Annotated in this window: 19 protein-coding genes; 9 read left to right on the top strand and 10 right to left on the bottom strand. The window is 72.0% G+C overall.

Going from position 1 to position 24,799, the window contains the following annotated elements; all coding sequences use genetic code 11:
• Window positions 1-170 precede the first annotated feature (170 nt).
• From PUR53_RS06480 to PUR53_RS06465, 4 genes are all read left to right on the top strand, one after another.
• The gene (locus PUR53_RS06480; RefSeq protein WP_329907680.1) at window positions 171-797 is read left to right on the top strand and encodes an RNA polymerase sigma factor; all 627 of its coding nucleotides are present in this window, start codon (window positions 171-173) and stop codon (window positions 795-797) included.
• A gap of 163 nt (window positions 798-960) precedes the next feature.
• The gene (locus PUR53_RS06475; RefSeq protein ID WP_329907679.1) at window positions 961-2,196 is read left to right on the top strand and encodes a lycopene cyclase family protein; all 1,236 of its coding nucleotides are present in this window, start codon (window positions 961-963) and stop codon (window positions 2,194-2,196) included.
• 41 nt (window positions 2,197-2,237) lie between these two features.
• On the top strand, window positions 2,238-2,966 hold the full coding sequence (locus tag PUR53_RS06470; RefSeq protein WP_329907678.1) for a class I SAM-dependent methyltransferase: 729 nt from the start codon (window positions 2,238-2,240) through the stop codon (window positions 2,964-2,966).
• Entirely contained in the window at window positions 2,963-4,537 is a 1,575-nt protein-coding gene (locus PUR53_RS06465) for an FAD-dependent oxidoreductase (protein ID WP_329907676.1), read from the top strand. Before PUR53_RS06470 ends, PUR53_RS06465 begins: the two co-directional genes overlap by 4 nt.
• A gap of 653 nt (window positions 4,538-5,190) precedes the next feature.
• Here the strand turns inward: PUR53_RS06465 and PUR53_RS06460 are convergent.
• The 8 genes from PUR53_RS06460 to PUR53_RS06425 form a co-directional block, all read right to left on the bottom strand.
• Window positions 5,191-6,234 carry a polyprenyl synthetase family protein gene (locus tag PUR53_RS06460; RefSeq protein ID WP_329907675.1) on the bottom strand — a complete coding sequence of 348 codons (1,044 nt, stop codon included), beginning with the start codon at window positions 6,232-6,234 and terminating at the stop codon, window positions 5,191-5,193.
• Window positions 6,231-7,430, bottom strand: coding sequence for a tetratricopeptide repeat protein (locus tag PUR53_RS06455; RefSeq protein ID WP_329907674.1), 1,200 nt, complete (start codon window positions 7,428-7,430; stop codon window positions 6,231-6,233). The genes PUR53_RS06460 and PUR53_RS06455 overlap by 4 nt, the downstream gene beginning before the upstream one ends.
• 205 nt (window positions 7,431-7,635) lie before the next feature.
• Window positions 7,636-8,826 (bottom strand): alginate lyase family protein, encoded by a 1,191-nt coding sequence (locus tag PUR53_RS06450; protein WP_329907673.1) that lies wholly within the window; start codon window positions 8,824-8,826, stop codon window positions 7,636-7,638.
• A gap of 181 nt (window positions 8,827-9,007) precedes the next feature.
• Window positions 9,008-9,853 carry a carbohydrate ABC transporter permease gene (locus PUR53_RS06445; protein WP_329896435.1) on the bottom strand — a complete coding sequence of 282 codons (846 nt, stop codon included), beginning with the start codon at window positions 9,851-9,853 and terminating at the stop codon, window positions 9,008-9,010.
• Window positions 9,850-11,205: an ABC transporter permease subunit gene (locus PUR53_RS06440; protein ID WP_329896434.1), complete on the bottom strand. Its 1,356-nt coding sequence runs from the start codon at window positions 11,203-11,205 to the stop codon at window positions 9,850-9,852. Before PUR53_RS06440 ends, PUR53_RS06445 begins: the two co-directional genes overlap by 4 nt.
• A 5-nt stretch (window positions 11,206-11,210) precedes the next feature.
• Entirely contained in the window at window positions 11,211-12,545 is a 1,335-nt protein-coding gene (locus PUR53_RS06435) for an ABC transporter substrate-binding protein (RefSeq protein WP_329907672.1), read from the bottom strand.
• A 56-nt stretch (window positions 12,546-12,601) separates the two neighbouring features.
• Complete coding sequence (locus tag PUR53_RS06430) at window positions 12,602-14,248, bottom strand: glycoside hydrolase family 13 protein (RefSeq protein ID WP_329896432.1); 1,647 nt, start codon at window positions 14,246-14,248, stop codon at window positions 12,602-12,604.
• Between the two features lie 196 nt (window positions 14,249-14,444).
• Window positions 14,445-15,710 (bottom strand): ABC transporter substrate-binding protein, encoded by a 1,266-nt coding sequence (locus tag PUR53_RS06425; protein ID WP_329896431.1) that lies wholly within the window; start codon window positions 15,708-15,710, stop codon window positions 14,445-14,447.
• A gap of 124 nt (window positions 15,711-15,834) precedes the next feature.
• Here PUR53_RS06425 and PUR53_RS06420 point away from each other — a divergent pair, with 124 nt between their 5' ends.
• The 3 genes from PUR53_RS06420 to PUR53_RS06410 are packed head-to-tail and all read left to right on the top strand — an operon-like array spanning window position 15,835 to window position 19,451.
• Window positions 15,835-16,353: a PadR family transcriptional regulator gene (locus PUR53_RS06420; RefSeq protein WP_045561239.1), complete on the top strand. Its 519-nt coding sequence runs from the start codon at window positions 15,835-15,837 to the stop codon at window positions 16,351-16,353.
• Window positions 16,350-17,099 (top strand): ABC transporter ATP-binding protein, encoded by a 750-nt coding sequence (locus PUR53_RS06415; protein WP_329907670.1) that lies wholly within the window; start codon window positions 16,350-16,352, stop codon window positions 17,097-17,099. Before PUR53_RS06420 ends, PUR53_RS06415 begins: the two co-directional genes overlap by 4 nt.
• 3 nt (window positions 17,100-17,102) lie before the next feature.
• Window positions 17,103-19,451 (top strand): ABC transporter permease, encoded by a 2,349-nt coding sequence (locus PUR53_RS06410; RefSeq protein WP_329907669.1) that lies wholly within the window; start codon window positions 17,103-17,105, stop codon window positions 19,449-19,451.
• A 22-nt stretch (window positions 19,452-19,473) separates the two neighbouring features.
• Here PUR53_RS06410 and PUR53_RS06405 read toward each other — a convergent pair whose 3' ends face one another.
• Together PUR53_RS06405 and PUR53_RS06400 are read right to left on the bottom strand one after the other, a co-directional pair.
• Complete coding sequence (locus PUR53_RS06405; protein ID WP_329896428.1) at window positions 19,474-20,649, bottom strand: phospholipase D-like domain-containing protein; 1,176 nt, start codon at window positions 20,647-20,649, stop codon at window positions 19,474-19,476.
• Between the two features lie 47 nt (window positions 20,650-20,696).
• Entirely contained in the window at window positions 20,697-21,857 is a 1,161-nt protein-coding gene (locus tag PUR53_RS06400) for a PP2C family protein-serine/threonine phosphatase (protein WP_329896427.1), read from the bottom strand.
• 251 nt (window positions 21,858-22,108) lie between these two features.
• Here PUR53_RS06400 and PUR53_RS06395 point away from each other — a divergent pair, with 251 nt between their 5' ends.
• Both PUR53_RS06395 and PUR53_RS06390 read left to right on the top strand, forming a co-directional pair.
• Entirely contained in the window at window positions 22,109-23,410 is a 1,302-nt protein-coding gene (locus PUR53_RS06395; protein ID WP_329907730.1) for a ferredoxin reductase family protein, read from the top strand.
• A 213-nt stretch (window positions 23,411-23,623) separates the two neighbouring features.
• Complete coding sequence (locus PUR53_RS06390) at window positions 23,624-24,760, top strand: GH12 family glycosyl hydrolase domain-containing protein (RefSeq protein WP_329896426.1); 1,137 nt, start codon at window positions 23,624-23,626, stop codon at window positions 24,758-24,760.
• The last annotated feature ends 39 nt before the right edge of the window (window positions 24,761-24,799 follow it).

The following is a 24,799-nucleotide window of genomic DNA, read 5'->3' as shown; positions in this document are numbered from 1 at the left end:
AAAGCGCTGCACAGACGATGCAAGTTGTCTCCCTCGGGCCCGTCCTCGCAGGGTGGAGGAGCTGCGGGAGCCCGGCGCCGGCAACCCGGCTCGACGGGACGGGTGCCCCGCAGCTCGCCCGGCACCCCATGGGGCGCGACGGACCACAGCCCGCACAAGGAGCAGACGCCATGACTGCACAGCAGGCCACCAGGCACCGTCACGACGCCGTCCCGCCAGGGACCCCGGCGGAGGACTCCCCGGCGTGCGACGACCTGGCCGCCGGTTTCGTCGCCGGGGACGAGGGCAGCCTGACCGCCGCCTACCACCGCTGGGGCCCGCTCGTGTTCACCCTGGCCCGGCGCTCCCTCGGCGACGCCCGGGAGGCGGAGGACGTCAGGCAGTCGGTGTTCCTCGCCGCGTGGCGCGGTCGCGCCGGATACGCCCCCGAGCGCGGCCCTCTCGGCGCCTGGCTCGTCGGCATCACCCGACGCAAGATCGCCGACGCCCTGACGGCACGCACGCAGCGGGCCCAACTCGTGGCGGCGGCCGGAGCGCGCATGACCGAGGCACCCGCGAACCCCGACTCACTGCCCGACGCCGTACTGGACCGGGTCCTGATCGGCCGCGAGTTCACCCGGATCCCGGCCCCGCAGCGCCTGGTGCTCACCCTCGCCTTCTACGACGACCTGACGCAGACACAGATCGCCGAGGTCACCGGCTGGCCGCTGGGAACCGTCAAGAGCCACGCGCGGCGCGGGCTGCGACGACTGGGCCATCGTCTGCGAGAGGAAGGCATCCGGGAGCACCCCGCGTGACACGGGAGTCGCGCCTGCCGCCGAGGCCGCCCCCGACGCGGAAGACTTCCCCGAAGCACACGACCATCCCGGGACGCCACCGCACCCGGCACGACACCGAACCCGCAACGACGCCGAGCCCGGGAACACCACCGAGCACGCAACGACAAGGACGGAGCCGCAGGTGCTGGAAGCCGACGTGGCCATCGTGGGCGCGGGAGCGGCCGGCCTGTCCCTGGCACACCGGCTGTCACGACGCGCCCCCGGCGCCCCCCGCCTGTCGGTGATCCTGCTGGACGCGCCCCCCGGCCCCCTGCGTCCCCCGAGCCGCACCTGGTGCTTCTGGGAGAAGGGACCCGGCCCGTACGACGCCGCCCTCAGCGCCGTCTGGCGGCGGTTGCGCGTGCACACCCCGGCGGGCCGGGAGCTCGAGCGGGACATCGCGCCCCTGACCTACAAGATGCTCCGCTCCGACGACTTCGAGGACCTCGTCGCGCGCGACCTGGCCCATGGCGACGAGGTCCGCCGTCTGGAGGCGGCCGTCGAGACGGTGGACGGCGTCGCCGGAGGGGCCGTGGTCCGCGCCCGTTCCGGGGAAGGCTCGCTCCTGACCGTCCGCGCCCGCTGGGTCTTCGACTCCCGGCCCCTCGGGAGCCTGCCGGCCGCCCGCACCACCCTGTTGCAGCACTTCCACGGCTGGTTCGTCCGCACCGGGAAACCGGTGTTCGACGGCGGCACGGTGGAGTTCATGGACTTCCGGGTGCCGCAGCCGTCCGGCGGTCTCGCCTTCGGCTATGTCCTGCCCACCGCCGGCGACCGGGCGCTGGTGGAGTACACCGAGTTCTCCGGTGCGGTCCTGCCGCGCGACACCTACGACACCGCGCTGCGCCGCTACAGCGAGGAGGTGCTGGGTCTGCGCGGCTTCGAGGTCGTCGGTACGGAGAGCGGGGTGATCCCCATGACCGACGCGCGCTTCGCCCGCCGGTCGGGGCCTTCGGTGTTCCGTATCGGCATGGCCGGGGGCGCCACACGGCCGTCCACGGGCTATACGTTCTCCGCGATCCAGCGGCAGACACGGGCGATCGCCGCCGCACTGCGCGCGGGCCGCACCCCGGAGCCTCCCCCCGCCCACCCGGCCCGCTCGCGCGCGATGGACGCGGTGCTGCTGAGGGCCCTGGACAGCGGGCGGGTCGACGGCGCCGCCTTCTTCACCCGGCTGTTCTCACGGGTTCCGGCGGAACGGCTGCTGCGGTTCCTGGACGGGGGGACCCGCCTCCACGAGGACCTCGCCCTCGGCCTGCGCACGCCCGTGCTGCCGATGCTCCGCTCCGCGCTGGAGCTGTCCTGGCTGCCCCGCGGACCCGCCGAACAGCCCTTCTCCGGCGGGCCGTTCCCGGGCCACGACCCCGGCCGTCCCTGACCGGCACGGCGCCCTTCCGTGCACCAGACCGAGGAGATCCCATGACGCTGCTCCGCGACGAGGACCTGGCCGCCGCGTTCGACCACGCCTCGCGCAGCTACGACACACTGGTGTCCGCCAATCCCGGCTACCACGGCCACCTGCGCCGCTCGGCGCGCCGCCTCGGGCTGCCCCGGCGGGGGGCCGGTCTGCGCGTGCTCGACCTCGGCTGCGGGACCGGCGCGTCGACCGCCGCACTCGCCTCCGTGCTCCCCGAGGCCGAGATCACGGCGGTGGACGCCTCGGCGGGCATGCTGGAGCGTGCGGCCCGCAAGCCCTGGCGCGAGGGGGTGAGCTTCGTGCACGCGCCCGCCGAACGGCTGGCGGAGGCCGGTGTGGAGGGGCCGTTCGACGCCGTGTTCGCCGCCTATCTCTTCCGAAACGTCACCGATCCCGGCCGCGTCCTGTCGACCGTCCGCGACCTCCTGGCCCCTCGGGGCCGCCTCGCGGTGCACGAGTACACCCTCAGCGGCCGGACCGTGCACCGCGCCGTGTGGACGGGGGTGTGCCGTGGCCTGGTCCTGCCCGTCGCCACCGTCCTCGGCGACGGCGACCTCTACCGCCATCTGTGGCGCAGCGTGGTGGAGTTCGACACCGCCGACGACTTCGCCGCGCGGGTCCGCTCCCATGGCTTCGAAGCCGTGCGGGTGCTGCCGCTGCCCGGCTGGCAGACCGGCGTCACGCACACGATCGTCGGCCGCCGGCCGGCCGCCGCGGGGGACGGCCGATGAGGGCGCGCGGGGGCATCGACCCGTTGAGGCCGGGCAGGGACCGGCGGGTCCGCAGGGTGAACGCCGTACCGGGCGCGCCGCGCTGCATGGGCGAGCGGCCTCCGACGGCCGCTGTCGTCGGCGGCGGTATCGCCGGGCTGGCGGCCGCGACGGCGCTCGCCGAACGCGGGGTGCGGGTCACCCTCCACGAACGGGAGGCGACCCTCGGCGGACGCCTGGCCGGCTGGCCGACGGTCCTGTCCGACGGGACGACCGTCACCATGAGCCGCGGCTTCCACGCGTTCTTCCGGCAGTACTACAACCTGCGCGGACTGCTGCGCCGGACCGACCCCGGCCTGACCCGCCTGCGGGCACTGCCCGACTACCCCCTCCGCCACGTCGACGGTCTCCACGACGGTTTCCGGCATGTGCCGCGCACCCCACCGTGGAGTGCTCTGGGATTCGTCGCGCTGAGCCCCTCCTTCGGGCTGCGGGACCTGCTCCGGATGGATCCGTTCGCCGCGCTGCCTCTTCTGGACGTGCGGGTCCCCGAGGTCCACAACCGGCTCGACGACGTCAGTGCCCGTGACTACCTGGACGCGATCCGTTTCCCCGAGGCCGCGCGGCACCTCGCGTTCGAAGTGTTCTCCCGCAGCTTCTTCGCCGATCCGCGCGAACTGTCCGCCGCCGAGATGGTCCTGATGTTCCACATCTACTTCCTCGGCTCGGCGGAAGGACTCCTGTTCGACGTCCCGAACGAGCCCTTCCCCACCGCGCTGTGGAACCCCCTCGCCGCCTATCTGCGCGGCCACGGGGCCGACCTGCGCACCAGCACCCCGGTGGAGGCGGTCGAGCCCCTGCCCGACGGCGGTTTCCTCGTCGCCGCCGGCCAGGAGGAACGACGGTACGACGCGGTCGTCCTGGCCCTGGACACGTCCGGCCTCCGTTCCCTCGTCCAGCGCTCCCCCCAGCTGGCGGACGCCGCATGGCGCGAGCGGGTGGCGGCGCTGCGGAGCGCGCCGCCCTTCCTGGTGTCCCGCCTGTGGCTGGACCGCCCCGTCGCCGCCGGCCGTTCCGGCTTTCTGGGCACCGCCGGCTACGGCACGCTCGACAACGTCAGCGTGCTCGACCGCTGGGAGGGCGAGGCCGCGCGCTGGGCCCGCCGCGCCGGCGGATCCGTCGTGGAACTGCACGCCTACGCCCTGTCCGACCGCTCGCCCCGCGACGTCGAACAGAAGCGTCTGCTGGAGCAGTTGCACCGGGTGTATCCCGAGACGCGTGCGGCGAGGGTGCTGGACGAACGGCACGAGTGGCGTGCCGACTGCCCGCTGTTCCCGGTGGGCGGGTACGACGACCGGCCCACGGTGCGCACCAGCGATCCCGCTCTGGTGGTCGCCGGGGACCTGGTCCGCACCGGCCTCCCGGTGGCCCTCATGGAACGGGCGGCCACGAGCGGATTCCTGGCCGCCAACGCGCTGCTGGAGCGGTGGGGAGTCCGGGGCCAGACACTGTGGACCGTCCCCGACGGCGCCCGAGGCCCCCTGCTGCGCCGCCTCGCCCGCCTCGGCCGAGCCCGTCAGACAGGCTCGTAGACGGTGCCGGACTCGTCCCTGCGCAGCAGACCCTCGGCCGCGGAGGTCGCGGCAGGAGGGCGGATGATCCTCGGTGGGGGCCGTGTTCATGGTGTCCATTCGGGTTGTCGATCCGGGCGCCGCTCGTCGTCGGAGCCTCGGGCACCAGCACACGTACCGCGATCTCGGGCTGCCGCTGAAGGGGTTTCGGCGGACGGGTTCGTTCTCAGCCAGGCCGTCGGCACCCGGCGGCAGGCTGCGGGTGAGGGACCCGGAGGAGAGTCGGAACCGCTTCGGCGGTCCGATGACGCCGCAACCACAGGGACGTCACGGCCAACAGCCCCGTGAAGACCACCAGTAGGAGCACGGACACCCACATGGGCCGGCTCCCGGGACGCGTCCACCCCTCCCCGGCCGCCGACACCGCCCACAGGAACGCGGCGGTCGCGTAGAAAGCCCGGATTCGTCGCAGTTGCCGCACGACCGGCGGCGGCATCAGGTGGTCTTCTCTCGGCTGGTCTTTTCTCGGCTGGTCTGCTCTCGGCGTCATGGCGCCCCGTGTACCCGCATCCCTCGCCGCCTCACCGGTCACCAGTGGAGAACACACCGCAGTACGGTGCGAGTTGCCGCGCGCACCGGTCCGGCCGGGGCCGCCGGGGGCGCGGCCCCGCTGCTCAGAGGTCGCGCTGCACCAGATACGCCGACAGCGCCCGCAGTTCGTCCCCGGCTCCGCCCTCCGGCAGGACGCCGGCCAGCGCGACGTCCGCTGCCGCGATGTGCGCCCGTGCCTCGTCCAGAGCCGCCGTCCTGCCGCCCGCCGCCTCGACGAGGCCGGCCGCCTCCTCGGGGTCCGCCCCCGACCGCAGCAGCACGGCCAGACGCCGGGCTTCGGTGGACGGGGAATCGAGCGCGGCCAGGACGGGGAAGGTCTTCTTGTGCTCCCGGAGATCGCCGTGCACGGGTTTGCCGGTGACTTCGGGGTCGCCCCAGATGCCCAGCACATCGTCGACGATCTGGAACGCCAGGCCGAGACGGCGGCCGGCTCGGTCGAGCGCCGAGACCACGTGCGGCGGGCCTCCGCCCAGCAGCGCGCCGAGTGCGGCCGCGCTGCCGAGCAGCGCCCCGGTCTTGCCCTCGGCCATCGCCCGGTACTCCGCGGGACGCACTCGCTCGGGCCCCGTCCAGGGACGCGCGGCGAACAGCAGGTCCTCGGCCTGACCGTGCACCAGGTCGCCCAGCGCCGCCGACAGCAGGCGCAGCGCGGAGGCACCCGCCCCGGTGGCCGCGAGCGTCTCGACGGCCAGCGCGAACAGGGCGTCGCCCGCGAGGACGGCGGGCCCCGTGCCATATGCCGCCCAGACGGCGGGGCGGCGGCGCCGGGCCGCGTCGCCGTCCATGATGTCGTCGTGCATCAGCGAGAAGGTGTGCACCAACTCCACCGCGACCGCCGCGGGCACCCCGGTCCGCCCGGCGGCGCCCACCGCCTCGGCGCCGAGCACGGCCAGTGCCTGCCGCACCCCCTTGCCCCCGGACGCGGCGGCGGGGGCCGGGGCGCCGCCCACCTCGCACCAGCCGAAGGAGTACGCAGCCATCTCGCCCACCCAGGGGTGCATCCGCCCGACCGCGTCCCGCAGGGCGGGCCGCACCAGCTCGCGGCAGCGTTCCAGCACGAGGGGAACGTCTGTCTGCGCCCGCAACGCCGAGGAGACCGGGGTCACCGTACGGCCTCCGCCCGGACACCGCGCTCGGCGGCCCGCTCGCCGCGCTGCGCCCTGCCGCCTGGACGCGCCTGCTCGTGTGCGGGGAGTGCGCCATGGTCCCGCATGACGTGTTCGCCCTGGTCCCGCGGACCGCGTTCGCCCTCGTCCCGGGTAACGCGTTCGTCCTCGTCCCGCAGGCCGAGCTCTTCCCGTGCCCGTGCCACCATCTGCCGCGCGTGCCGGAGCCCGATCCGGTCCAACTCCCGTGCCAGGTCGGCCAGTTCCGACGCGGTCTCGGTACGGTTCCAGCCCAGTCGGGCGAGGGACTTGACCAGGCCCAGCCTGGACAGCGCCTCCCCGCGCGGCTCGCTCATCTCGCGGAACTCCGCGAGTGCCAGCTCGTACGTGTCCCGCGCCTCGGCGTGCCGCCCCGCCCGGTAGAGGACGTTGCCCCGCATCTTGTGGTTGTAGGCCAGCGCGCTGGACAGCCGCATCGCCCGGCAGATCACCTCGGCCTCCGACAGCAGGGCGAGCGCCCGCTCGACGTCCCCGTCCCGCGCCGAGACGATGTCGGCGAGCCCGCGCAGTGCCCAGGCGTGGCCGCGCCGGTCGTCGGCCCCCTCGGCTATCTGGGCCGCCTCTTCGAACATCGCGTAGGCGCTGTCGTACGCCCCCCGCTGGCGGTGGATCTGCGCGATGCCCTCCAGCGCCCACACCGTGTGGCGCGCCTCCCCTCGTCGCCGGGCCTCGGCCAGCAGTTGTTCGTACAGCTGGGCGACGGCCTCGTAGTCGCCCTGGATCCTGCCCGTCTCGGCCAGCCCCGCGAGGGAGTAGCCGCGCACGACGACGTCGCCTCCCCGTTCACCCACCTCGGCCGCCAGTCCGAGCAGCCGCCGGGCCAGGGCGAACGAGCCCCGTTGCCGGGCCAGTGTGCCGCCGCTCCACAGGGCCCAGGCCATCGCTCCCTCGTCCCCCACCGCTCTGGCCGCACGGTAACTCGCCTTCCACGCCCGGTCGGCCTCCGCGATCTGCCCCAGCCGACGGTGCGCCTCGGCCACGGCGAGCCCGGAGCGTGCCGCCTCGCCGTGCTCCCCGGCGCGCTCGGCCTCTCTCAACTGCCGTGTGCCGGCGGCCAGTACCTCGGTCAGCGAGGAATTCACGGACAGGGTGGTCAGAGCGCCTTGGTATTCGGGCGCGAAGGCCTTGCCGTACATGGAACCCTTTCGTTGGATGCACCCTATACACGCTGCGTATACACGGCATGTATAGGGTGCGAAAATCGACGCCGCCCCGGGAGCCGGGGCGGCGTCCGTCACCGATCAAGATGCCGTGCGCGCCGGGAGGGTTGCTCGTGAGGCGCAGATCACCTCACCGCGCGGCACGGACCCAGCCAGGCCGCCAACCATCGGCGCACGTCGCTCAGTTGGGGTTGCCCGCGTGAGTGAGCGTCGCCCAGGCGTTGAAGTAGTTGTCCGTGCCCGACGGTCGGCGCGCCTCGGTGTACTTCTGGGTGTGGGACATCGCGATGCCGAGGCGGTGGTGGAGGGCGTTGAAGCCGATCTCGGTGACCCGGCCGAGCCCCTTGTCGACGGAGCCGCCGCACAGCCAGGAGGGTACGGCGGTGCCGTTCTCGTAGGACGTGTGGAAGCCCAGGGCGTGGCGCAGCCGGTCCTGGATCCTGGGGTAGAGGTCCTGGCCCTGGATGCGGCTGGTCTCCGCGATGTTCGCGAGGGAGGCGATGCCCCAGCCGGTGTGCCCGAAGTCGCGGCAGGTCTCCTGCGAGAGGCCGTCGGTGAAGGTGCTCTGCCCCTGCCAGTACTTGATGATCTCGGCGCTGGTGTCGATGCTGCTGCGCGGGGGCGGCTCGGGCAGGTCGCCGTCGCTGTTCAGATAGACGTACGCCGGGACGCGGGCGAGATAGGTGGCGACGGCCTTGTCGTAGGCGGCACGGTCCTCGATGAAGACGGAGATGCCGAGCGCGGCCTCGGTCATGACCAGTTCCCAGTTGCCGTTCTTGGTCGCCGCGCCGTTGATGACCTCGGGGAGGTACACGTCGCGCAGCATGGTCGCGAAGCGGCCCGAGCCCGGCCAGCCGCCGTCGTAGGTGTACTTGATGATCTCGGCGGCGCGTGGCCAGGTGGCACCCGCCCAGCCGGTCTGCAGCGGGGCGTTGCTGTTGGTGTGGTCGGTGATGGTCGCGGACCAGGCGTCCATGATCTCGATCGACTTCCTGGCGTACCGGCTGTCCCGGGTGAAGTACCAGGCGAGGGCCTGGGTGTAGGCCGCGAGGGCGTCCTGGCGCTCGTCGGTGCAGCCGTTGTTGGGGTTGGAGGAGGAGCCGCACTCCACGACGGGCCGCGGTTTGGCGGCACGCGTCAGCGAGGCGTAGGAGCTGGCCATCATGGCGTCGTAGGCGGCCTTCCACGGCTGTTGGCCGGCCTGCACCTTCGACCGGGCGTGGTCGAGCTGACCCCGGCTCACCAGCACTCCCGGATGGGTGAAGGCGGCTGGTGCGGCGGTCGCGCGCGGGGCGGGGCCGGTGAACTGAACGCTCAACAGCCCAGTCAGCAGGGCGAGTACAGCGAGCAGGGCGGTTCTGGTGCGTGACATCCGGTGACCTCTTCCGTTCAGGGAAATTCGTTCATGAATGAGAACGTCGTTCCGAATACAGAAGCTTGGTCCGGACCATAGAAATCAACCGTGAACATGTCAATGCAGGCGTGGAAAACCGTCTCCCGACTTCCCGTGGGCAAGTCGGGAGCGCGTCACGTACGGCGGCGTGCCACCGGGGCTACTTCACCGAACCCGCCATCACCCCCTGGACGAAGTGCCGCTGGAAGGCGAAGAACACGGCGACCGGCACGATCAGGGAGAGGAAGGCACCCGGGGCCAGGACGTCGATGTTGCTGCCGAACTGCCGTATCTGTGACTGGAGTTCCACGGTCAGCGGCTGTGCCGAGCTGTCGGCGAACAGCAGCGCCACCAGCATGTCGTTCCACACCCACAGGAACTGGAAGATGGCGAGGCTCGCGAGGGCCGGCCGTCCCACGGGCAGGACGAGACCGGTGAAGATGCGCCACTCGCCGCCCCCGTCCATCCGGGCCGCCTCCAGCATCTCCTTCGGCATCTCGGCGAAGTAGTTCCGCAGCAGGAAGATCGCGAACGGCAGCCCGTAGGAGACATGGAAGAGGACGACCCCCGGGATGGTGCCGAACAGTCCCAGCTGGCCGAAGAGTTTGGCCACCGGCAGCAGGCCGATCTGCACGGGCACCACCAACAGGGCGACCACCAGCAGGAAGAGCGGGTCACGGCCGGGGAAGTCCAGCCAGGCGAAGGCATATCCGGCGAGGGCCGCGATGACGACGACGAGGACGGTCGTGGGCACCGAGATCAGGACCGTGTTCCAGAACGCCCGGGTGATGCCGGAATTGCCCAGCAGCGCCGAGTAGTTGTCGAACGACAGCTGGCCGGGACTGGAGAGCGCCGTCCACCAGCCGCCCCTGGCCGTGTCCTCGGTGGACCGGAGGGAGGACAGGAGCAGTCCGGCGAGCGGGGTGAGCCAGATCAGGCCGACGACCACGAGGAAGGCCTGGACGAGACTGTTGCCGAGCGCCCGCCTGAGCGCGGTGACGTTCATCGCTGACTCCCTTTGAAACGGCGGACGTTGAAGACCATCGCGGGGACGACCAGCAGCAGGAGCAGGACGCCGAGCGCGCTGCCGAGCCCCTGGTCGTTGCCGCCGCCGAAGGACACCAGCCACATCTGGGTGGCGAGCACGGTGGCGTCCTCCTGCACGGGTCCGGGCGCGATGATGTAGACGAGGTCGAAGACCTTCATCACGTTGATGACGAGGGTCACGAAGACCACGGTCAGGACCGGGGCCAGCAGCGGCACCGTGATCCGGCGGAACACCTGCCACTCGTTGGCGCCGTCCATCCGCGCCGCCTCCAGCGTGTCCCGGGGCAGGGTCGACAGGCCGGCGCCGATCAGCACCATCGCGAAGCCGGTCCAGATCCACAGGTAGGCGCCGATGACGGCCGGGGTGACAAGTGTCGGACCGAGCCAGGAGATGCCCTCGTAGGGCGGGGCGAAGTTGGAGCCGGGGAGCGTGACGGTGTAGGAGCCCGCCGCCAGGTCGGGGAAGCGGAAGGAGCCGTCGGGCGCCGTGGTCGTGGTCGCGACCGTCCGCCCGTCGCGCACCGCCTCGACCTTCATCTCCGGCAGACCGCTCTCCCGGCGGTCCACCTCGCCCTGCGTGCCTCCTCCGCCGGGGGTGAAGTCCAGGTAGACGACGCCGCGCAGTTCGTCGGGGCCCGCCGCGCGGGCCGCCGCCGGGTGGGCGGGCTCCGCGCCCTTGAGATCCTTCGGCGCGACGCCGACCAGGCCGAGGGCCACCGTGTCGCCGGGCGACACGGTCGCGGTCGTACGGTACGAGCCGTCGCCGCCCGCGGTGAGGCCCTGGTCGTCACGGGCGCGGGCCGTCGGGTACGAGGAGGTGCCCCGGAAGGCGTCGTGGATGCCGACGACCGCCGCGTTGAGGACGCCCTTGTCGGGGTCCTCGTCGTAGGCGAGCCGGAAGATGATGCCGGCGGCGAGGAAGGAGACGGCCATCGGCATGAACAGCAGCAGCTTGAACGCCGTGGCCCAGCGGACCTTCTCGACCAGCACCGCGAGGATCAGCCCCAGCCCGGTGAGCAGGGCGGGCGCCACCACGACCCAGACGGTGGTGTTGCGCACGGCCTTGAGGGTGGCCGGGTCACGGAACATCTCGGTGTAGTTGTCGCCGCCCACGAACCGGGTGCCGGAGGCGTCGAAGAAGCTGCGGCCGACCGAGAACAGCACCGGATAGAGGACGAGGGCGCCGAGCAGGAGCAGCGCGGGCAGGACGAAGAGCAGGGCGACGATCCGGCCCCGCCGCCGGGAGCGCCGCTCGGGGGCGGTGCTTCCGGCGGCGGGCGGAGGCGCCACCTTCGTGAGTGTGGCGGTCATCGCGGTCAGTCCTCGTAGGCCTTGGCCGCGGCGTTCTCCAGCCGGTTCGCGGTCGCCTTCGGGTCGGAGGGGTCACGCAGGAAGTCCTGGAGGATCTTCCACTCCCCCGCGCCCTTCGTGCCGCCGAACGCGGCCGGTGCCTGGTCGGACATGTCGAAGCGGACCGAATCCCCGGCCGCGATCAGGGACTTGGCGGTCGTGCGGGTGACGTCGTCGCCGTAGGAGGAGAGGTCGAGCCCCTTGTTCGGGGACAGGAAGCCGCCCGCCTCCGCCCACACGGCGGCGGCCTCGGGGGTGGCCAGGTACTCCAGGAGCGCCATGCCGGCCTTGGTGTTCTTGCCGTCCTTCAGGACGACGGCCGCGTCACCGCCGCTGACCACGGGCGCCGTCCCGCCGCCGACGGGCGGGAAGGGGAAGAAGTCCGCGTCCTCGCCGATCTTCCGGCCGAACTGGTCCTTGGCGACGCCGGCGACGAAGTCGCCCTCGTAGACCATGCCGGCCTCGGGCTCGGGGCCGAAGACCTTCTCGACGGAGCCGGGGAAGTCGGTGTTCAGGGCGCCCTTCTGTCCGCCGGCCAGGAGCTGCTTGTCCGCGAAGAGCTCACCGAGGGTGGTGAGTGCGTCGACCACGCTCTGGTCGGTCCACTTCAGCTCATGCGCGGCGAGGGCGTCGTACTTCTCGGGGCCGGCCTGGGAGAGGTAGACGTTCTCGAACCAGTCGGTGAGCGTCCAGCCGTCCTGTCCGGCGACGGAGAAGGCGGCGAGACCCGAGTCGGACACGGTCCGCCCGGCCTTCAGCATCTCGTCGTACGTCTTCGGCGGCTGGACACCCGCCTGGTCGAGGGCGTCGGGGCTGTACCAGACGGTCGACTTGTGGGCCGCCTTGAAGTACAGGCCGTAGAGGGTGTCGTCGACGCTGCCGTAGTCCTTCCAGACGTCGGCGTAGTGGGCGTCGACGGACTTGGTGGCGGCGGCGGACAGCGGCTTGAGCCAGCCCGCCTCGGCGAACTGCTGGAGCACGCCGACCTGCGGGACCATCACCACGTCGGGGGCGTTGCCGCCCTCGATCTTGCTGCCGACGACCGTGGAGACGTTGTCGCCGGTGGACACGAACTGGGTCTTGGCGCCGGTCTTCTCGGTGAAGGCGTCCAGGACCTTCTGGAAGTTCTTCTGCTCGGTGCCGGACCAGACGCCGGCCACGGAGACGGTCTGGCCGGTGAGCGGCTTGTCCCCGCCGCCCGCCGCGACGGGATCCCCTCCTCCGCAGGCGGTGGCGCCGAGCGCCAGTGCGAGGACGAGGGCGGTACAGCTCGCGGGCAGGGTGGTACGTGGTCGCATCATCGTCGATGTCCCTTCGGAAGGTGTCGCAAGGTGATGGCGTGGCGGGGGTGTGGGGCTCAGGAGTCGGTGTCGTCGCCGATCCACCAGGCGGCCGTGGCGCCGGGGAGGACCCCGGCCGGGCACGGGCCGCTGGACAGCAGAGGGGTGCCGGGGACGGGTGCCGGCGCGGGTGCCGTACCGAAGTTGACCGCGCAGACCAGGCCGTCGCCGCGGACGAAGCCGAGGACCCCGGGCTGGGTGTCGAGCCAGCGCAGCGTGCCCTCGCCCAACTGCGGCAGGGCCGCGCGCAGTTGGAGTCCGTCGCGGTACAGGTGCCAGAAGGAGCGGGTGTCGGCGAGGGCCCGGTCGGTGGCGTACTCGGCGAAGTAGTCGGGCTGCGGCAGCCAGGGCTTGGCGCCCTCCACCCCGGAGGTGAAGCCGAAGGGTGAGGCCTGTCCGGACCACGGCAGCGGGACGCGGCAACCGTCGCGGATGCGGGCGCGGCTTCCGGTGCGCCGGAAGATCGGGTCGGTGAGCACGTCGTCGGGCAGGTCGACCACCTCGGGCAGGCCCAGCTCCTCGCCCTGGTAGATGTACGCCGCGCCGGGCAGGGCCAGCATCAGCAGGGCGGCCGCGCGGGCGCGGGCGGCGCCGAGTCCGCTGCCCTCGGTGGCCGGTTCGCCATAGCGGGTGACGGTGCGGACCTGGTCGTGGTTGTTCAGGACCCAGGTGACGGTGGAACCGGTGCCGGCGATGTCCTCCATGGCCTCGCTGATGACCTTGCGGAAGGCGTCGGCGTCCCAGGAGGCGCTCAACAGGTCGAAGAAGAAGGCCTGGTGCAGTTCGTCGGGGCGGACGTACCGGGCGTGTTCGCGTGCCGTCGGGACGGAGACCTCGCCGACCAGCAGCCGTTCGCGGCCGTCGTGCGCCGTGTACTCCTCGCACACCGAGCGCCAGTGCCGCCAGACGTCATGGACCTCGGGCTGGTTCCAGGCGAGCGGGTTGACCGAGTCGCGGGTGCGGGCGTCGGCCTCGGGGTCCGGGGAGTCGGGCAGCTCGGGGTGTTTGAAGAGGCCCGCGGCGACGTCGATGCGGAAACCGTCGACGCCCCGGTCGAGCCAGAAGCGCAGGACGCCGTCGAAGTACGCGCCGACCTCGGGGTCACGCCAGTTCCAGTCGGGCTGCTCGGGCGTGAACATGTGCAGGTACCACTGGCCGGGGCGGCCGTCGGCCTCGGTGACGCGGGACCAGGCGGGGCCGCCGAACATGGCGTGCCAGTTGTTGGGCGGTTCGGTCCCGTCCGGTCCCCGGCCGTCGGCGAAGTGGAAGCGGGAGCGGGCCGGGCTGCCGGGCGGTGCGGCGAGCGCCTCGCGGAACCAGGGGTGCTCGCTGGAGCAGTGGTTGGGGACGATGTCGAGCAGGACCTTGATGCCCAGCCGCCGGGCGTCCGCCACCAGCAGGTCGAACTCGGCGAGGTCGCCGAAGAGCGGGTCGACGTCGCGGTAGTCGGCTACGTCGTAGCCGTGGTCGTGCTGCGGCGAGGGGTAGAAGGGGCTCAGCCAGATCCCGTCGACGCCCAGCTTCCTCAGGTAGGGCAGTCCGGCCCTGACCCCGGCGAGGTCGCCGACGCCGTCGCCCGTGCTGTCGAGGAAGCTGCGGACGTACACCTGGTAGATCACTGCGTCGCGCCACCAGCGACGTGTGTCGATGTGCTTGAAGCTCACCCGTTGACCTGTCTGTGCGTGCCTTCCCGCCCTAGCGGTTATGCATGCATGTTAGGTAGACATGTCGCGGAGGTGTCAACGAGTCGACGGAAGCTACCGAGAAGTTGGGTATCCAAATACGGACTTATCAGGTCAACCGAATGCCATATGAGACGTGCGCGTTACCTAACAAGTAACTAGGGGGGTCGGGGAGGGACTAGCCCCGGGAGATCGCCGCGAGTTCGCGGGTGAGTCGTCGCACCGACGCCTCGGGCGGCCGGTGTCCGGCCATCGCGTCGTGCACGACCGCCTGGACGACCATGCTGACCTGGTCGTACCGCGGACTCTTCGGGCGGGGCTCCGCCGCGAGGACGCTCGCGCGCAGCGTCGGCAGGTAGGGGAACTCCCGCACCAGTTCCGGATCCTCGTACAGCTCCGCGCGTACGGGAGGCAGCGCGCCCCGGGTGAGGACCTGGCGTTGGGCGCGCTCGCCGGTGAGGTAGGCGATCAGGCGCGCGGCGGTGTCGGGGTGCTCGGCGTGGGAGCTGACGGCCAGGTTGGAGCCGCCGAGCACACTGGTGCCGGGCCCGTCCGGACCGGGCAGCGGCACGGCGCCGATCTTCCCGGCGACCGCGGAGCCCTCGGCGGAGGCGCCGACGTAGGCGTAGGGCCAGTTGCGCAGGAAGAGCAGCCGGCCGTCCTGGAACGCCTGCTTGGACTCCTCCTCCTTGTACTCCAGCGCCTCCCGGGGAATCCAGCCCTCGCGCACACCGCGGGCGAGGAAGCCGATCCCCTCGCGTGCCGCCGAGCCGACGGTGACGCGTTCGCCCTCGTCGCCGAGGATGGTGCCGCCCGCCGAGTACACGGCCTCGGCCGCGTTGACGGTGAGGCCCTCGTAGGGCAGGAACTGGCCCGCGTAGCCGTCGAGTCCGTGCCGGGGCGCGATGGTCTTCGCGTACCGCTCCAGTTCGGCCCAGGTGCGGGGCGGCGGGACTCCCTCCTTCGCGAGGACGTCCGCGCGGTAGAGGAGCAGGCCGGCGTTGGTGACGTAGGGGACGGCGTAGAGCTGCCCGTCGTACGTCGCCGTGTCGACGACCGGCGGGAGGAAGCTGCCGAGAGGGAAGCGGTTCCTCGGCAGCGGGCGGATCCAGTCGGCGGCGGCAAACTCCGAGGTCCAGGTGACGTCGATGTTGAGCACGTCGAAGCGGCCGCGTTCACCGGCACGCAGATCGGTGATCATCTGGGCGCGGGTCTCGTCGGCGGAGTCCGGCAGCTCGACGAGGGTGACCCTCTCGCCTGGGTGAGCGCGGTTCCAGCCCGCGAGGAGCGGTCCGAGATAGCCGGTGAGGTCGCCCGCGGTGGCGAGGGTCAGCGGACCCCTGCCCCTGAGCCCGCCGTCGGCCTGGGCACCGGAGGCACCGTAACCGGCCAGAACGACCGCGAGGACGAGAAGGCCCCTACCGGCGGCGCGTATCCACCGCATAGGTTCCTCCCTGTACACCGGCGCCGGGCACCGTCGCCCGGAGTCAGAGGCCATGTATACCTGTTAGGTATGGGCGATACTAGGGCCTGGAACACAATACGAGGCTGCGAGGAGGACAGCTCGAGTGCGCCTGCCCCTCCTGGCCCTGCTGGCGCGCGGCCCGGCCCACGGCTACGAGCTCAAGCAGGACCTTGAGCAACTGCTGGGCGCCGCGTACCCTCAGCCGAACGTCGGCCAGATCTATGTGACCCTCGGCCGCCTCGAGAAGTCGGGCCTGATCGAGGGCGAGGAGGTCGAGCAGTCGAGCCGGCCCAACAAGAAGATCTACCACCTCACCGACGCCGGGCGGGAGGCGCTGCGCGCCTGGTACGAGGAGACGGGGGACGAGCCGCGGGTCCGGGACGAGTTCTTCATGAAGCTCGCGCTCGCCCCGCAGACCGGTCTCGCCGACCAGATCGCCCTGATCAACAGACAACGGCGCCACTACCTGAACACCATGCGCAATCTGTCGAAGCTCTCCACAGCCGAGAACGGCCGGGACAACCGTGTCTCCCGGCTGCTGATCGAGGGCGCCATGCTGCACCTCCAGGCCGACCTCGACTGGCTGGAGCGCTGCCAGGAGGAACTGGAGGAGCCTCGGTGAGCGACGCCCCCATCCCAGTGCTGCGGGCCGAGGGCCTCGTCAAGACCCATCACGGACAGGGCGCGCCCGCCCATGCCGTGCGCGGTGTGGACCTGTGTGTGCGCGAGGGCGAGTTCGTGGCCGTCACCGGTCCGTCCGGGGCGGGCAAGTCGACGTTGCTGCATCTGCTGGGCGGGCTGCAGCGGCCGGACAGCGGCAGCGTCTGGCTGGGCGGCGAGCGCACCGACGGCTACAGCGAGGCGCGCTGGGCCGTGGAGCGCCGACGCCGTATCGGCATCGTGTTCCAGTTCTTCAATCTGGTCTCGGACCTGTCCGTCGCGGACAACGTGGAACTGCCGGCGCTTTTGGCCGGGGTCTCCGCCAAGCGGGCGCGCGCCGAGCGCGAGGAGCTGCTGGCCGAGCTGGGGCTCACCGGCAAGGAACGCAGCATGCCGGGCGAACTCTCCGGCGGTGAGCAGCAGCGCGTGGCGCTCGCCCGGGCCCTGGTGAACCGTCCCCCGCTGCTGCTGGCCGACGAGCCCGCGGGCAGTCTGGACAGCAAGGGCACCCGTGAGGTGACCCGGGTGCTGTCCCGTTTCCACCGGCGGGGGCAGACGATCCTCCTGGTCACGCACGACGCACGCCTCGCGAGTGCGGCGGACCGGGTCATCAGCTTCTTCGACGGCCGCATAGCCGACGACGTCGAGCTGGACGGCACGCCGGCACCCGGCGCGGGGGTACCCGCCGTGCTGGAGCTGAAGGACTGACCGATGCGAGCCATGGTGCGCTGGGCGCACTCGGACCTGCGGAACCATCGCGGCGAGGCACTGTTCCTGGTCCTCGCCACCGTCGGCATCGTCGCCTCCCTGCTGCTGGCGGCGGCGCTCTTCGGCTACGCGACGAACCCCTGGCAGCGCGTCTTCACGCAGTCCCGGGGTGCCCATGTGTGGATCCACACCGCCGCCTCCGCCGAGGCCTCCGACCTCACCGCGCTGGACGGCCTGGACGGGGTCGAGGCGGTGGCGGGCCCCTACCCGACCACCGCCACGACGGTCGCCTCCCGAGGCACGCGGGCCTCGGTCGAGCTGCGTGGCACCGGCGAGCGGCCCGTCACCGGCCGTCCCCTGCTGACCTCCGGCCGGTGGCTGGACCCCGCCACCGGCCGTCCCCTGCTGACCTCCGGCCGGTGGCTGGACCCCGGCAGGCCCGACGGGGTGGTGCTGGAGAGCGGCCTCGCCCAGGCGCTGCTGGCCGGGCCCGGGGACGTCCTCACCCTGCCGGGCTCCACCGGATCCCTGACCGTCCTCGGCGTCGCCGACAGCGCCGAGCCGGGCTACCGCAAGGGCGAACGGCCCGGGCTGGTCTGGGCGGCGCCGGCCGCCCTGACCCGGACCGGCTCCGTCGGCGGCCAGGTGATCGGGCTGCGGCTGACCGACCCCGACGCCACCGACTACGCCGTCCAGCGTGCCGTCACCCTGCTCGGGGCCGGCCCGGTCAGCGAGGTCTCCTCCTGGCAGCAGGCGCGGTCCGAGGCCCAGGGCGACGACCGGCTGCTCGGCCAGGTGCTGGGGCTCTTCGGACTCGGCGCCCTGGTCGCGGCGGGACTCGCCGTGCACGGGGCGATCGGCACCCGCGTCCGAGGGCATCTGCGGGACATCTCGATCCTCAAGGCGATCGGTTTCACCCCGGGCCAGCTGGTGCGTGTCTTCCTGCTGCAGCACCTCGCCTACGCCCTGCTGGGGGCGGTGGCCGCGGCGGCGCTCACCCAGGCGCTGGGCACCCGGCTGCCGGGCCGGCTCGGGGACGCGGTCGGTGTGTGGCAGGGGCTGCCGGGACACACGGTGGCCCTTGTCGCGGTGCCGGTGGCGGTGGTGCTGTTCATCGGCGCGACCACCGGCCTCGCGGCCTGGCGGGCGGGGCGGGTTCCGCCGGTGCCGGTCCCCCGGGCCGCCGCACCGGCCGGCGGGCGTCTGTCGGCGACGGCACGCCGGGCGCTGGCCCTGCGGCTGCCGCCCGCGCTGGTCCTCGGCTGGCACAAGGCGTTCACCCGCCGGCCGCGCACCCTGGCCACGATCGCGCGGCTCGCGCTGCCGTTGACACTGATCGTGGTGGCGATGAGCGCGTGGACGACCATCGACCGCTTCCACGCCCGTCCGGAGCAGATGGGCCTGCCCGCCGCGCTGACCGTGCACGCCGACGACGGTGCGGACGCCCGGGCGACGCGGGCCCTCCTCGCCCGTCATCCCGAGGTGGCCGCCGCCCACCCGGGCGTCGAGGTCGCCGCGCTGGTGCCGGGCCAGACCGCCACGATCGCGCTGCGCGGCCTCGGCACGGACGAGAACCCCTACCCCTTCACCCTCGCCGAGGGCCGTACCGCCCGGGGACCCGACGAGGCGGTGGCCGGGCAGGGGCTGCTGGACCTGCTGGACGCGCGGGTCGGCGACTGGGTGCGCATGACGGTGGGCGGCCGTCCGCAGATCCTGCACATCGTGGGCCGCAGCATCGAACCGGACAACGCCGGCCGCGTCATCTCCACCTCCCTCGACACCCTCCGGGAGAACGACCCCGCACTGCGCCCCACGCTCTACCAGCTGCGCCTGCGCCCCGACGCCGACCCGCACGCGGTCGCCGCCGAGCTGACCGGCGAGGCGGGCCGGGGGCAGCTGGACGTGCACGCGGTGCCGAACCCCGCCGACGGACTCTCGCCACTGCGGGGTGTCGTCGTCGGTCTGCTGGGCGTGCTCGCGCTCATCGGCCTCGTCGAACTGCTGACCGTCATCGGCGGCACCGTGCGCGAGGGCGAACGGGACCTGCTGGCGCTCAAGGCGGCCGGGCTCTCACCTCGGCAGATCACCGCGATCACCGTGACCGCCACGGGCTGCACCGCCCTGGCCGCGATCGCGGTCGCCCTGACGCTGGGGCTCCCGCTCGCGCGATGGCTGATCGACGCCCAGGGCCGGTCGAGCGGCATCGGGGCCGGCATCGCACAGGGACCCTCACTCGTCGCGTTGTCCGCGTTCGGGGCGGCGGCGCTCCTGGGGGCACTGGCCCTCGCCGTCGTCCCCGCGGCCCGCGCCTCCCGCCGGCGCCTCGCGGACACGTTGAGCGCGGTGGCGTAGCGGAGTCAGTCCTGATTGCCGGTCACAGGAAGCGGCGGATGGGCTGTACGGCGGCTTCCCGGGATCGCTGGAGGAGGGAGCGCCGCTTCCAGTGACCGGGCCGGATCGGATCGCTCGACGCGAGGTCGTCCTCGAAGTGCGCGTCGAGGGTGCGGGTGAACTCCTCGTCGAGCACGGCCAGCATGAGCTCCTCGTCGTGGTCGAGGGAGCGCCGGTTGAAGTTGGTCGAACCGATCAGCGCGGCGACGCTGTCGACGGTGACGACCTTGGCGTGCATCATCGTCGGCCGGTACTGGTGGATCCGCACCCCGCAGGCGATCAGCTCGTCGTAGTGGTGCTGACCGGCCAGCCGGCAGACGCGTTTGTCGGTGTGGGGGCCCGGGAGGAGGATCTCCACCGTCACCCCGCGCCGGGCGGTGGCGCACAGCAGCTCGACGAAGTACGTGTCCGGCGAGAAGTAGGCGGTGGCCAGCCGGAAGCGCTCCTCGGCGGATTCCAGCATGACGCGCATCAGGGTCTGCATGTCCTGCCAGCCGAGGCTCGCCGAGCCGCGCACCACCTGGACGATCGACTCTCCCCGCGGTCGGTGCTCGACGAACCGGTCCCGTTCGTCGAAGAGTTCGTCGTGGCACTCGGCCCAGTTCTGCGCGAACGCGGCGGCTATGCCGTCCACCGCGGGCCCGCGGACCTCGACGTGCGTGTCGCGCCACTCGGTCTCGTCACGCGCGTCGCCGCACCACTCCTGGGCGATGCCCACCCCGCCGGTGAACGCGGTCTCCTCGTCGACGACGAGGACCTTGCGGTGGCAGCGGTGGTTCTGTTTGAGGGGTGAGAGGTACAGCGGTTTGCGGAACCAGGCCACCTGTACGCCAGCCCGCTCCATCGTCTCCAACTGCTCGGTCTCGATCAGTCGGCTGCCGAAGCCGTCCAGCAGCAGCCGTACCCGCACTCCGGCGCGGGACCGCTCCGCGAGAGCCTGGGCGAACTCGCGGGCGATGTCCCCCCTCCAGTACACGAAGGTCATCATGTCCACCGTGTGCCGGGCACGGCGGATGGCGCCCAGCATCGCGGCGAAGATCTCGTCGCCGTTGCGCAGCGGGGTGAGCGCGTTGCCCTCGGTCGCCGCGACGCCTATCAGGCGTTCCAGTCGTCGACGCAGGCGCAGGACTCGGTGGTCCACGGGGTGCGTGGTGGTCATGGCGATCGGCTTCCTTCTCGTATCACCCCGCGGGGCGTCGGCGGTTCTCATGCGGGTTGGCCGTGCCAGTCCAGCACCAGGACCGTGGCGTCGTCCTTGAGGTGGCCGTGGCAGGCATCGAGCACCGCGGCGGTCAGGCTGCGGACGACTTCTCTCGGGTGCAGCGCGCGGGTGTCCAGCAGGACCCCTTTGAGATCGGCGGCCGCGGCACCGCGGTCCAGCATCCCGTCGGTGAGCAGGATCAGACGGTCGCCGGGACGCAGTCGCAGTTCCTGTACGCGGTAGGGGATGGGCGCCGCCACTCCGAAGGGCAGGTTGACGGCGAGTTCGATCTCTTCGACGGTGCCGTCACGCAGCCGAAGGGGCCAGGGGTGCCCGGCGTTGACCAGTTCACACAGGCCGGACTCCAGTTCGACGCACAGCAACTGTCCCGTGGCCAGGCCCCGGCTGTGGCGCAACAGGGCCTGGTGGGCGTGGTCGGCCTGCTTGAGGGCGTCACAGCCGCTGCGGCGGGCCTGCCGCAGCGCGCCGACCAACAACGTGGCCAGCAGGGCGGATTGTGTGTCGTGGCCCATGGCGTCGGTGATGGACAGGTGCAGGGTCTCGCGGTCGAGCGTGTAGTCGTAGGTGTCGCCGCCGATGTCGTCTGCGGGGACGAGCCCGGCGGCGAGGGTGAACTGGGCCGCCTCGCAGGCGGGCGACGAGGGCAGCAGCTGGTGCTGGATCTCGGCGGCCAGGCTGGTGCGGGTGGTGCGTCGGCCCACGTGGTAGAGGTCGGTGAAGCGGCGGTCCGTGACGATGATGTAGGCCAGCGCGTGTGCCGCGTCGCGGACCTGCCGGAGCACCGAGTCCGCGATGTGCTGCAGCGTCACCTCCAGGAGGCCGATGCAGTCACCGCGGTTGGTGACCGGCGTGATGACGCGCTGTCCGCCCTGCCCGTCCGGTTCCACGTGCTGGCGCTGGCTCCGCAGGACGTCGTCGTAGACACTGCCGTGCAGATCGATCTGCTCGACCGGGTCCACGACGTCGCCGTCGGCCGCGGCGAGCCGTACCAGCCGCTGCCCCATGAGGTCGACGAACAGGAACGACACACGCTGCGCGCCCAGCCGCTTCTGCAGATCGTGCGCCACCACTTCGACGGAATCCCCGGGCGGGGCCGCCTCCGCAGCGGCCAACAACTCACCCAGTTCCAGGTCTGCACCTTCCACGACAACCTCCGATCGGTTGCCGCACCTTCTTCCCCGAGTTCTTGTGACATCACCCGATGCGCGAGCGGACCACCTCCCGCGACGATGTGGTATGGCCCGGGGGCGAGCCCGGCCGGAGCGTGGCCGAACTCACGATCCGCGGTGGCGAGAAGGAACCGGTCGCGGCCCGGCGGGGTCTCTTTCTTGCCAGGTTCCATGGACCGGAGGGGGAAGCGGTGGAGGCGACGAGTACGCGGGTGCGGCACGGCACCATGACTCCTGTTGTCGCGGCGCGGTGGGCGCTGTGGACGTTCGTCATCGTCAATCTGGCGATCGTCGAGATCTTGTTCCTCACCTCGGGCACGGGCAAGAACGGAGTGCTCACGGTCGCCAAGTTCTTCGGTCTGCACGCGGCCGTGCTGATGCTGTTCCAACTGCTGCTGGTGGCCCGGCTGCCGTGGCTGGACCGTCGTATCGGCATGGACCGGCTGACGCTGTGGCACCGGTGGGTCGGCTTCACCCTGCTGTGGACCCTTCTCACCCACGCCGTGCTGGTGGTGCTGGGTTACGCGAGGCTTGACGATGCCTCGATGGCGAAGACCTTCTTCGCGCTGGCCGGGGTGCCGGCCTCCCTGCTCGGGATGCTGGCCGCGGCGATCGTCGTGGTGGTGGCCGCGGTCTCCGCCCGCACGGTGCGCCGGCGGCTGCGGTACGAGACGTGGCACGGTCTGCATCTGCTGCTGTACCTGGCGTTGGGGCTGTCGTTCGTGCACCAGTTGCTGGAGACCACGACCTTCGGTTCCTCCGTGTTCGCGTGGACCTACTGGTGGGCGCTGTGGCTGTTCGCGTTCGGCGCCCTGGTCGTGGGCCGGATCGTCATGCCCGTGTGGCGCAACGCCTATCACCGCTTCCGGGTCGCGGAGGTCGTGCGGGAGTCGGACGACGTCGTGTCGGTGCGGGTCACCGGGCGCCACCTCGACCGGCTGCCGGCCCGGGCCGGGCAGTTCTGCGTCTGGCGGTTCCCCGGGCACAACCACTGGTGGCTCGCCAACCCGTTCTCGCTGTCGGCGGCACCCGACGGCAGGACCCTGCGGCTGACCGCCAAGGCGGTGGGCAGCGCCAGCGCGGGACTGCGCGACCTGCCCGTCGGGAGCCGCGCGTTCGTCGAGGGGCCGTACGGGGCGTTCACCTCGTTGCACCGGACGCGGCCCGGCACCCTGCTGATCGCCGGCGGGGTGGGCATCACACCGATCCGTTCCCTGCTGGAGGAGGAAGCGGCGGGTGATGTGGTCGTGCTCTACCGGGTCCGCAGCGAGAGTGACGCCGTGCTGGTCGACGAGGTGCGGGCGCTGGTCGCGGGCCGTGGCGGGCGACTGCATCTGCTCACCGGTCGCCGGAGCGAGGGCGCGCCGCCGTTCGACCCGGACCGTCTGCGGGCCCTGGTCCCCGACATCACCGAACGCGATGTGTACGTCTGCGGCCCGCCCGCGATGACCTCGGCCGTGCTCGGCGCCCTGCGCGAACTGGCGGTCCCCCGGCGGCAGGTACACGCCGAACGGTTCGGTCTGGCCTGACGGCGCGAGCCGTGCGCACCGGTGTCGGCGGGATCCCTGTCGGCACCGGTTCCGGCCGGTACCCGGTCCCGGTCGGCACCGCAGGGTTGTCAGGGGCATGCCCGCGCTCTACAGTCCGGACCAGTGCTGCAATGGGAGCGCTCCCATACGGGGGAACCGGGGAGCGCCCGCGCCACCCCCGCATCCCGGCCGTACCTTCGAAAGAGGTCCCCCATGCGACCCCCACCGCATCTCCCGCGCACCGCGCGCACCGCGCTGGCCGCGTTCGTCACCGCCCTCGCGACCCTCGCGGCGCTCTTCGCCGCCACGGCGCCGGCCCAGGCCGACACGACCGTCTGCGAGCAGTACGGATCGAGCGTTGTCCAGGGGCGCTACGTCGTCCAGAACAACCGCTGGGGCACGAGCCAGCCCCAGTGCGTGACCACCACCGACACCGGTTTCCGGGTCACCCGGGCCGACGGTTCCGTCCCCACCAACGGCGCCCCGAAGTCGTACCCCTCGATCTTCAACGGCTGTCATTACACCAACTGCTCGCCGGGGACCAACCTGCCCGCCCAGCTCTCCGGCATCTCCGGCGCCCCGAGCAGCATCTCGTACGGTTACGTGGGCGACGCCGTCTACAACGCCTCGTACGACATCTGGCTGGACCCGACGCCCCGCACCGACGGCGTGAACCGGACCGAGATCATGATCTGGTTCAACAAGGTGGGCCCGGTGCAGCCCATCGGCTCCCCGGTGGGTACGGCCACCGTGGGCGGGCGTTCCTGGCAGGTGTGGTCGGGCAACAACGGCACCAACGACGTGCTGTCCTTCGTCGCCCCGTCGGCGATCGCGAGCTGGAGCTTCGACGTGATGGACTTCGTCCGGCAGGCCGTCTCCCGGGGACTGGCCCAGAACAACTGGTACCTGACCAGCGTGCAGGCCGGTTTCGAGCCCTGGCAGAACGGCACCGGACTGACCGTGAACTCCTTCTCGTCAACCGTCGAGACCGGCGGGAGCGGACCCGGCGGCCCTGGCGGCCCCGGCGGCGGCACGGCCTGCGCGGTGTCGTACGCCACCACCGTGTGGCAGGGCGGCTTCACGGCGAACGTCACCGTCTCCAACACCGGTTCGGCGCCCGTCGACAACTGGCGGCTGGCCTTCACGCTGCCCTCGGGCCAGAGCGTGACCAGCGTCTGGAACGCCTCCGTCTCCCCGTCCTCGGGCTCGGTCACGGCGAGCGCTCTGGCGCACAACGCGAGCATCTCCCCCGGCGGCAGCCAGAGCTTCGGGTTCCAGGGCGACTACGGCGGCACCTTCTCCGCACCGGCCGGCTTCAGCCTGAACGGCACCGCCTGCACCCGGACATGACCGGCGACGCGACGAGCGCGACCGGTCGCAAGATTCGTC

The organism is Streptomyces sp. SP18BB07, assembly GCF_036322545.1.
In the GTDB taxonomy this organism is placed as follows: Bacteria; Actinomycetota; Actinomycetes; order Streptomycetales; family Streptomycetaceae; genus Streptomyces; species Streptomyces deccanensis.
Note: the sequence above shows the minus strand (reverse complement) of the source record. Positions and strands in the feature narration are given on the sequence as shown.

Excerpts from the sequence above, each read along its gene's own strand:
- PUR53_RS06435 (WP_329907672.1), bottom strand. The coding sequence starts at position 12,545 with ATGATGCGACCACGTACCACCCTGCCCGCGAGCTGTACCGCCCTCGTC.
- PUR53_RS06440 (WP_329896434.1), bottom strand. The coding sequence starts at position 11,205 with ATGACCGCCACACTCACGAAGGTGGCGCCTCCGCCCGCCGCCGGAAGC.
- PUR53_RS06445 (WP_329896435.1), bottom strand. The coding sequence starts at position 9,853 with ATGAACGTCACCGCGCTCAGGCGGGCGCTCGGCAACAGTCTCGTCCAG.
- PUR53_RS06390 (WP_329896426.1), top strand. The coding sequence starts at position 23,624 with ATGCGACCCCCACCGCATCTCCCGCGCACCGCGCGCACCGCGCTGGCC.
- PUR53_RS06395 (WP_329907730.1), top strand. The coding sequence starts at position 22,109 with ATGACTCCTGTTGTCGCGGCGCGGTGGGCGCTGTGGACGTTCGTCATC.
- PUR53_RS06405 (WP_329896428.1), bottom strand. The coding sequence starts at position 20,649 with ATGACCACCACGCACCCCGTGGACCACCGAGTCCTGCGCCTGCGTCGA.
- PUR53_RS06450 (WP_329907673.1), bottom strand. The coding sequence starts at position 8,826 with ATGTCACGCACCAGAACCGCCCTGCTCGCTGTACTCGCCCTGCTGACT.
- PUR53_RS06480 (WP_329907680.1), top strand. The coding sequence starts at position 171 with ATGACTGCACAGCAGGCCACCAGGCACCGTCACGACGCCGTCCCGCCA.
- PUR53_RS06410 (WP_329907669.1), top strand. The coding sequence starts at position 17,103 with ATGCGAGCCATGGTGCGCTGGGCGCACTCGGACCTGCGGAACCATCGC.
- PUR53_RS06465 (WP_329907676.1), top strand. The coding sequence starts at position 2,963 with ATGAGGGCGCGCGGGGGCATCGACCCGTTGAGGCCGGGCAGGGACCGG.
- PUR53_RS06425 (WP_329896431.1), bottom strand. The coding sequence starts at position 15,710 with ATGCGGTGGATACGCGCCGCCGGTAGGGGCCTTCTCGTCCTCGCGGTC.
- PUR53_RS06470 (WP_329907678.1), top strand. The coding sequence starts at position 2,238 with ATGACGCTGCTCCGCGACGAGGACCTGGCCGCCGCGTTCGACCACGCC.
- PUR53_RS06455 (WP_329907674.1), bottom strand. The coding sequence starts at position 7,430 with ATGTACGGCAAGGCCTTCGCGCCCGAATACCAAGGCGCTCTGACCACC.